The 8,395-nt window shown below is 60.4% G+C and carries 6 protein-coding genes and 1 pseudogene; 4 read left to right on the top strand and 3 right to left on the bottom strand.

Annotation, left to right across the window (positions count from 1 at the left end; all coding sequences use genetic code 11):
* Window positions 1–7 precede the first annotated feature (7 nt).
* The 3 genes from prfB to lysS all read left to right on the top strand — a co-directional run bounded on the left by prfB (window position 8) and on the right by lysS (window position 3,322).
* Window positions 8–1,079 (top strand): peptide chain release factor 2 gene (gene prfB / locus AB4Z11_RS24475; RefSeq protein ID WP_442028314.1). Its coding sequence is split into 2 segments (ribosomal slippage): window positions 8–55 and window positions 57–1,079, totalling 1,071 coding nucleotides; the frame shifts between segments, so codons are not numbered across the junction.
* Entirely contained in the window at window positions 1,079–1,759 is a 681-nt protein-coding gene (locus AB4Z11_RS24470) for an HAD family hydrolase (protein WP_442028312.1), read from the top strand. The genes prfB and AB4Z11_RS24470 overlap by 1 nt, the downstream gene beginning before the upstream one ends.
* Before the next feature lie 27 nt (window positions 1,760–1,786).
* On the top strand, window positions 1,787–3,322 hold the full coding sequence (gene lysS / locus AB4Z11_RS24465; RefSeq protein ID WP_442028311.1) for a lysine--tRNA ligase: 1,536 nt from the start codon (window positions 1,787–1,789) through the stop codon (window positions 3,320–3,322).
* 90 nt (window positions 3,323–3,412) lie between these two features.
* Here the strand turns inward: lysS and AB4Z11_RS24460 are convergent.
* Window positions 3,413–4,662: pseudogene (locus AB4Z11_RS24460) on the bottom strand (pyrimidine/purine nucleotide monophosphate nucleosidase domain-containing protein).
* 184 nt (window positions 4,663–4,846) lie between these two features.
* On the opposite strand from AB4Z11_RS24460, the gene AB4Z11_RS24455 reads away from it, so the two are divergent.
* Window positions 4,847–6,352: a peptide MFS transporter gene (locus AB4Z11_RS24455; protein WP_442028309.1), complete on the top strand. Its 1,506-nt coding sequence runs from the start codon at window positions 4,847–4,849 to the stop codon at window positions 6,350–6,352.
* Between the two features lie 78 nt (window positions 6,353–6,430).
* On the opposite strand, the gene glpD is transcribed toward AB4Z11_RS24455, so the two are convergent.
* Both glpD and AB4Z11_RS24445 read right to left on the bottom strand, forming a co-directional pair.
* Window positions 6,431–7,957, bottom strand: coding sequence for a glycerol-3-phosphate dehydrogenase (gene glpD / locus AB4Z11_RS24450; protein WP_442028307.1), 1,527 nt, complete (start codon window positions 7,955–7,957; stop codon window positions 6,431–6,433).
* 56 nt (window positions 7,958–8,013) lie between these two features.
* Window positions 8,014–8,395, bottom strand: a 382-nt coding sequence (locus tag AB4Z11_RS24445; protein ID WP_442028305.1) for an amidohydrolase family protein, incomplete at its 5' end; no start/stop codon positions are given.

The following is an 8,395-nucleotide window of genomic DNA, read 5'->3' as shown; positions in this document are numbered from 1 at the left end:
GTCCTCCCTGCTTGCGGATTTAACCACCCGCGAAGCCGAACTTCGGAGGTATCTTTGACTTCGATCGCAAGTCAGAGAAACTCGAACAACTGAACGGCGAACTCGAAGACCCTGCGGTCTGGAATGACCCGAAAAAGGCCCAGGACATGGGCCGCGAAAAGAAATCCCTCGAAGGCGTAGTCCTCACCCTGCAAAAGGCGGAGAGCGACCTGCGCGACATGAATGAGCTGTTCGAGATGGGCAAGGAAGAAGGCGACGACGACACGCTGGAAGCCGTGATCGCGGACACCGCCGAAATCCAGAAGGTCATCGAGCAGATGGAATTCCGCCGGATGTTCAGCAATCCGATGGACCCGAACAACTGCTTCATCGACATCCAGGCCGGCGCCGGTGGCACSGAAGCSCRSGACTGGGCCTCCATGCTGCTGCGCCAGTACCTGCRSTATTGCGAACGCAAGGGCTTCAAGGYCGAGGTGATSGAAGARTCCGAGGGCGAGGTTGCCGGCATCAAGACCGCCACCCTGAAAGTGGAAGGCGAATACGCCTATGGCCACCTGCGCACTGAAACCGGCGTGCACCGCCTGGTGCGCAAGTCGCCGTTCGACTCGGCCGGCGGCCGTCACACCTCCTTCGTATCCCTGTTCGTCTACCCGGAAGTGGATGACTCGATCGAGATCGAAATCAACCCGGCCGACCTGCGTATCGACACTTACCGCGCCTCGGGCGCCGGTGGCCAGCACATCAACAAGACCGACTCCGCAGTGCGTATCACGCACGGCCCGTCCGGCATTGTGGTGCAGTGCCAGAACGACCGCTCGCAGCACCGCAACAAGGCCGAAGCGATGGACATGCTGAAGGCGAAGCTGTTCGAACTGGAACTGCGCAAGCGCATGAGCGAGCAGCAGAAACTGGAAGACTCCAAGACCGACGTGGGCTGGGGCCATCAGATCCGCTCCTACGTTCTGGACCAGTCCCGCATCAAGGACCTGCGCACCGGCTTCGAAACCGGCAATACCAAGAACGTGCTGGATGGCGACCTGGATGATTTCATCTCCGCCTCCCTGAAGCAGGGCATCTGATGACGCACCGCGCTTTCATCTTCGACATGGACGGTACCATTGTCGATAATATGGCCTTCCACACCAAATCGTGGGTGGCCTTTTTCGAGCAACGCGGCCACGCCATCGACCCGGATGAATTCTTCCGCGCGACGGCCGGCCGCCAGGGCCACGAAATCATGGCCCACGACATGGGCGAGCACCTGTCGAAAGAAGAAAGCGCCCTGCTCGACGCCGAGAAGGAAGCTCTGTACCGCGAGCTGTACGCGCCGCACCTGGAAACGGTGGCCGGTTTCGACCAGCTGATCGAAGAAGCCCAGGAACAGGGCGTGAAGCTGGCCGTGGCGACTGCTGCGCCGCCTGCCAACATCGTGTTCACGCTGGACGGCCTGGATCTGCGCCGCCACTTCGATGCGGTGGTGGGCGCGGCCGATGTCGCACGCGGCAAGCCGAACCCTGACGTGTTCCTGAAGGCGGCCGAACGCTGCGGCACCACACCGGAGAACTGCATCGTGTTCGAAGACGCGCCGCTGGGCGTGGAAGCAGCACGCCGCGCGGGCATGCGCTGCGTGGTGCTGACAACCACTTTGCCTGCTGAAGCGTTCAAGGATTTCGACAACGTGATTTGCGTTGCGCGCGACTTCAGCGAACTGAATATCGACGAGCTGTTTGCCCTCGGTGCGCAAAACTCGGCCCAATAAATAAATCTATCAAAACTTAATCACATCATGACTACGGAAAACCAAGTCCCAGACCAGGCACCAGGCCAGGACGACAACAAGATCATCGCCGAACGCCGCGTCAAGCTGGCCGCGCTCCGCGAAAAAGGCGTCGCCTTCCCTAACGACTTCCGTCCGCAGCACAAGGCGGCCGATCTGCAGCAGCAGTACGGCAGCAAATCCCGCGAGGACCTGGAAGCCGCGCCGGTGACCGTAGTGCTGGCTGGCCGCATGATGCTGAAACGCGAAGCAGGTAAGAAGGCTGCATTCGCCACCCTGATGGATTCCTCCGGCCCGAAGGCCGATGGCCGCATCCAGATCTACGCAACGCTGGACCTGACCGGCGAAGCGGCGATGGAAGCGCTGCACCACTATGACCTGGGCGATATCCTGGGCGTCACCGGCACGCTGTTCAAGACCAAGACTGACGAACTGACCATCAAAGTGTCCGACCTGCGTCTGATCACCAAGTCGCTGCGTCCACTGCCGGACAAATTCCACGGCCTGGCCGACCAGGAAACCAAGTACCGCCAGCGCTACGTGGACCTGATCATGAACGAAGAAACCCGCCGCACCTTCAAGGCGCGTACCGCGGCAATTTCCTCGATCCGCCGTTTCATGGAAAAGAACGACTTCATGGAAGTGGAAACCCCGATGCTGCACCCGATCCCGGGCGGCGCTGCGGCCAAGCCTTTCATCACCCACCACAATGCACTGGACATGCAGATGTTCATGCGTATCGCGCCTGAGCTGTACCTGAAGCGCCTGGTCGTGGGCGGCTTCGACCGCGTGTTCGAGATCAACCGCAACTYCCGTAACGAAGGCGTGTCGGTCCGTCACAATCCGGAATTCACCATGATGGAGTTCTACGCGGCCTACACCGACTACGAATGGATCATGAACTTCACCGAGTCCGTGATCCGCCAGGCTGCGATTGATGCGAAGGGCACTGCGGTGCTTAACTATGGTGGCCGTGAGCTGGACCTGTCCAAGCCATTCCATCGCCTGACCATCGTCGGCGCCATCAATAAGTACGCTCCGCACTACACCGAAGTGCAGCTGAACGATATGGAGTTCATCAAGGCCGAACTGCTGAAGTTTGGCGTGAAGCCGCACGCTCACTCGGGCCTGGGTGCGCTGCAACTGGCGCTGTTCGAAGAAACTGCGGAAGCACAGCTGTGGGAGCCGACCTTCATCATCGACTACCCGGTTGAAGTSTCGCCGCTGGCRCGYGCYTCGGACACCCGCGAAGGCATCACCGAGCGCTTCGAACTGTTCATGGTCGGCCGCGAAATCGCCAACGGCTTCTCCGAGCTGAACGACGCAGAAGACCAGGCAGCCCGCTTCCTGGCCCAGGTTGAAGCCAAGGAAGCCGGCGACGACGAAGCCATGTTCTATGACGCCGACTACATCCGCGCGCTGGAATACGGCATGCCGCCAGCCGGCGGCTGCGGCATCGGCATTGACCGCCTGATGATGCTGCTGACCGATTCGCCGAACATCCGCGACGTGCTGCTGTTCCCGCACATGCGCAAAGAGGACTAATCAGCTTCTCATGATCGGCGGATCGATGATCCGCCCTACGAAAGCCGCCCGGCCCAGCGCCCGGCGGCTTTTTTTATCGCAAATGAGGCGTTACTGGATCACGCGGTAGCAAGGCGTGTAGGCCTTGCCGGCGAGTTTCATGCGGCTCTGGGCAACGAAGGAAGCCAGCAGCGCGTCCATCGGCCCCATGATTTCCTTGTCGCCGTGAATCTCGAAGTGGCCATATTTCTCGATGGTGCGAATGCCCTCTTCCTTCACATTGCCCGCCACCACACCCGAAAACGCGCGCCGCAGGTTGGCCGCCAGCACGTGCACCGGCTGCTGCTTGTGCAGGCTCAGATTGCGCATGTTTTCGTGCGTCGGCGCGAATGGACGCTGGAACTCTTCGTCGATCCTCAACGCCCAATTGAAGTAATAAGCGTCGCTGCGCGACTTGCGGAACTCGCGCACCTGCTTGATCCCTTCCTGCATCTCGCGCGCCACCAGCTCAGGATCATCGACGATGATCTTGTAGCGGCTTTGCGCCTCAGGGCCGAGCGTCAGGCCGATGAACTCATTGATCTGCACGAAGTAGTCGCGTGCCGTTTCAGGACCGGTGAAGATCAGCGGGAATGGAATGTCCGCATTATCCGGATGCAGCAGGATGCCCAGGATGTACAGGATTTCTTCGGCCGTGCCGGCGCCGCCCGGGAACACGCAAATGCCGTGGCCCCGGTAAAGCGCTGCTTGGCGTGGCCGATGGTGGCGCCTTTCATCGGGCCTTTCATCGCACCCGGGCCGCAGCCGGTGCAGATATCCAGGCCGCGCAGGCCAAACTGATAACCCACTTCCTTCGAGTAGTTATATTCCGCGCGGTTGATCGAATGTCCGCCCCAGCACACCACCATATTCGGATTGGTCGCAGGCTTCAGCACATTCGCATTGCGCAGAATATGGAAAACCGCGTCCGTGATGCCCTCGGTGCGCGACAAATCGAATTTAGGATTGCCCGTCACCTCATTGCTGACGAAGACAATATCGCGCAGCACCGCGAACAAGTGCTCGTGAATACCCTTGATCATTTTGCCGTCCACGAATGCGATGGCCGGCGCGCCTTTGATTTCGAGCTTGATACCGCGCTCGCGCTGCAGGATGTTGATGTCAAACGACTTGTAGCGGTCCAGCAGTTCCTTTCCATCGTCGATCGTACTGCCGCAATTCAGCACCGCCAGGGCGCAGTTGCGGAACATGTTATAAAGGCCGCCCTTCCCGGAATCCAGCAACTGGCCCACTTCTGCCTTGGACAGGACTTCGAGTTTTCCTTCAGGGGCAATGAGAGTATCGACAACGTTGTGTTCCATGATACGACTTTCCTTTTTCTGATCTTTATTCGGCCTGCACCCCCAATATACGCTCATAACGTTTGGTCTCACAGACACAAGCTTGGCAAACATACCACATTGCTGCACTGCGGCACGCGAATTTACCCTTTAAATGCTTGCGGTGCTTTAAAATGCGGCTTTTTTTCGACCAGGAGAAGTCCGCATGAGCGGTCCTACCCAAGCTACCACTGAAGCGCCAATCCCTGAATTCAAGCAGATCATGGGCCACCCTGCTCCGCTCTGGATGCTGTTCATGTCCGAATTCTGGGAACGCTTCGCGTTTTACGGCATTCGCTGGGCACTGGTGCTATACATCGTTGCGCAGTTCTTCGGCGGCGACGCGGCCGGCCAGGCCAACGCCAATCTGACCTACGGTTCCTATCTGGCCCTGGTGTATGCGGGCGCCCTGTTCGGCGGCTACGTGGCCGACCGGGTCCTCGGCTACCAGCGCTCCATCATCATCGGCGCGATCTTCATGTCGGCCGGCCTGTTCATGATCTCCTACCCGGACCCGAACATCTTCAAGTTCGGCTTGGCCACGATCATCGTGGGTAACGGTCTGTTCAAACCGAATATTTCGACCATGGTCGGCAAGCTGTACTCGCTGGGCGATACCCGCCGCGACTCCGGCTTCACCATCTTCTACATGGGCATTAACGTCGGCGGCTTCCTGGCCCCTATCGTTACCCAGCTGCTGGCGCAGAAAGTCTTCGGCACCGGCGACACGCCAGCATACAAGGTGGTGTTCATGTCCGCCGGCGTGGGCATGCTGATCAGCCTCGTGTGGTTCTCCATCGGCCGCCGCGCCCTGAAAGGCATCGGTGCACCAGCGCCTGAAGCACAGAACCCAATGCGCATGGTGTGGGTCGCCATCGGCGCGCTGGCTGTTGTTCCAGTCGTGTACTCGCTGCTGGCAGTTGGCGCAGAAGCCCTGCAAGGCGTGCTGTCGATACTGTTCATCATCCTGGCCGTGATGCTGGTGGTGGAAGGCATCCGCAACGGCAAGGTCGCTCGTGACAAGACCATCGCCATGATGGTGATCTTCGCCTTCAACATCATGTTCTGGTGCTTCTTCGAACAGGCAGGCAGCTCCTTCACCTTCCTGGCCGATAACATCGTCAACCGCCAGCTGGGCAGCTTCGACTTCCCGACCGCCTGGTTCCAGTCCGTGAACTCCATCGCCATCATCGTGTTCGCACCAGTGATTGCAGCGATCTGGGTCTTCATGGGCAAGCGCGGCAAGAATCCTTCGATCCCACGCAAGTTCGCACTGGGCCTGATCGGCAACGGCCTGGCATTCGGCCTGCTGATGTACGCGCTGACCCAGCTGGTCGACGACCACAACAAGATTCCTTTCTGGACTCTGTTCATGGTCTACGTGATCCAGTCTATCGGTGAACTGTGCCTGTCCCCGATCGGCCTGTCGATGGTGACCAAGCTAGCGCCGACCCGCCTGGTGGGCATGGGCATGGGCGGCTGGTTCCTGTCGACCGGCATCGGCAACAACCTGTCCGGTATCGTGGCTTCGCTGATGTCGGGCGAGCACGGCATGTCGGTGCAATCCGCGCTGACCGGCTACACCCAGGGCTTCTGGATTCTGATCGGCGGCGGCGTGCTGCTGTTCCTGCTGGCACCGCTCATCCAAAAGCTGATGCACGGCGTGAAGTAAAAAAATGGGCCCGCAAGGGCCCTTTCTTTTTAAATGGGGACGCGACACATTTGCGATTTAAATGTGTTGCGTCCCCATTTAATTTGCGGCGAGCCAGGTGTCGAGGCGGGCTTCGGCCCCGGCGGGCAGGTGCAGGCCAAGTTTGGAGCGGCGCCACAGGATGTCCGCCGCCGTCACCGCCCACTCCTTGCTGCGCAGGTAGTCCACTTCGGCCGCATACAGGTTCGGCAGAATTTCTTCTCCCATATCCGCCAGCGATGCGCGGCCATCGAGCAGTGTATGGGTGCGCGTGCCGTAGGCGCGGGCGTAGCGGCGAATCAATTCCGGCGGCAGCCAGGTGTACTTCACCTGCAGGGCCGCCGTCCATTGGCAGAACTCCAGCACGCTGCGGTTCTGCGGCACGGCGCCGAACAAATCACCGCCGGGCAGGCAGGCGTTCYCCGTCCAGCCGCGCTGCGGGTTGCCGAGCGCTTTGCAGATATGGTCTACGGCTTCTTCCGCCAGGCGGCGGAAGGTGGTGATCTTGCCGCCGAAGACGCTCAGCATCGGCGCACCGCCGGCAGTCTCAATCTCGAAACGGTAGTCGCGCGTGACGGCCTTGGCGTCCCTTGCTTCGTCTTCGATCAGCGGGCGCACGCCGGCATAGGTCCAGACCACATCGGCAGGCTTGACCGGCTCGCGGAAATAATCGCTGGCCAGCTTGCATAGATAAGTGATTTCGCTTTCTTCAATCGCCACCTTGCCCGGATCGCCCTTGTAATCGATGTCCGTGGTGCCGATCAGTGTGAAATCGCGTTCGTAAGGAATGGCGAAAACGATGCGGCCATCCTTGTTCTGGAAAATGTAAGCGTTGTCATGCTCGAAGATGCGGCGCACCACAATATGGCTGCCCTTCACCAGCCGCAGCTGGCCCGGCTGCGCCTTGCTCAGCGCCGCTTCGGCAAAAGACGGCGTCCACGCGCCGGCCGCATTGACCACGTAGCGCGCGGTGATGCGCTTCTCGGTGCCGTCGGCTTTGCGCAGCGTGGCGGTCCAGAATTGCGGGCCGCGTTCCAGCGCCGTGCAACTGGTACGCGTCAGCACGCAAGCGCCTTTGGAATCGGCATCCATCGCATTCAGCACCACCAGGCGCGCGTCATCGACCCAGCCGTCGGAATATTCAAAGCCGCGCGCGAACTCCGGCTTGAGCGGACGCCCTGCCGGATGGCAGCGCAGGTTGATGCCGCGCGAGCCAGGCAGCAGCTCGCGCTTGGCCAGCATATCGTAGAGGAAGAGTCCCGCGCGGATCAGCACCGCCGGGCGCTGGCCGCTATTGTGCGGCATCACGAAGCGCAGCGGCCACATGATGTGCGGCGCGGAGCGCAGCAGCACTTCACGCTCGCCCAGCGCCTTGCGCACCAGGCCAAATTCGTAATACTCGAGATAACGCAAACCGCCGTGAATCAGCTTGGTGGAGGCGGAGGATGTGTGCGCTGCCAGGTCGTCTTTTTCGCACAGGACCACGTAAAGGCCGCGGCCAGCGGCATCACGCGCAATGCCTGCGCCGTTGATGCCGCCGCCAACAACCAACATATCGCAATCCACATCCTGTCGTGCTTCCGCCATGCCGTCCCCGTTAAGTTTCCAACAAGATACGACGTCATCGCGTTTCGCGCAACCCTTTACTGCTTGTAGATCACGCCTTCCTTCATCACGAAGCGGACATTCTGCAGCAGGCTGATATCCTGCAGCGGATCGCCGTTGACGGCAACGATATCGGCCGCGAAGCCCGGCTCCAGCGAGCCAAGACGGCTGGACTGGCCCAGCAGGTTGGCCGCGTTCAGCGTCGCAGCGCGGATCGCTTCCACCGCAGGCATGCCGCCTTCGACCATGTAAGCAAATTCCTTCGCGTTCTCGCCGTGCGGGAATACGCCGGCATCCGTGCCAAAGGCAATCTTCACACCGGCCTTGTAGGCGCGCGCGAAGGTGCCCTGGATCTGCGGGCCGATGGCGGCAGCTTTAGGCCGCACCAGGTCCGAGTAGTAATTCGGCTCCTTTGCCTTG

The organism is Pseudoduganella sp. RAF53_2 (assembly GCF_052113985.1).
Taxonomy (GTDB): domain Bacteria; phylum Pseudomonadota; class Gammaproteobacteria; order Burkholderiales; family Burkholderiaceae_D; genus Rugamonas.
This window is presented reverse-complemented; position numbering and strand designations above follow the sequence as displayed.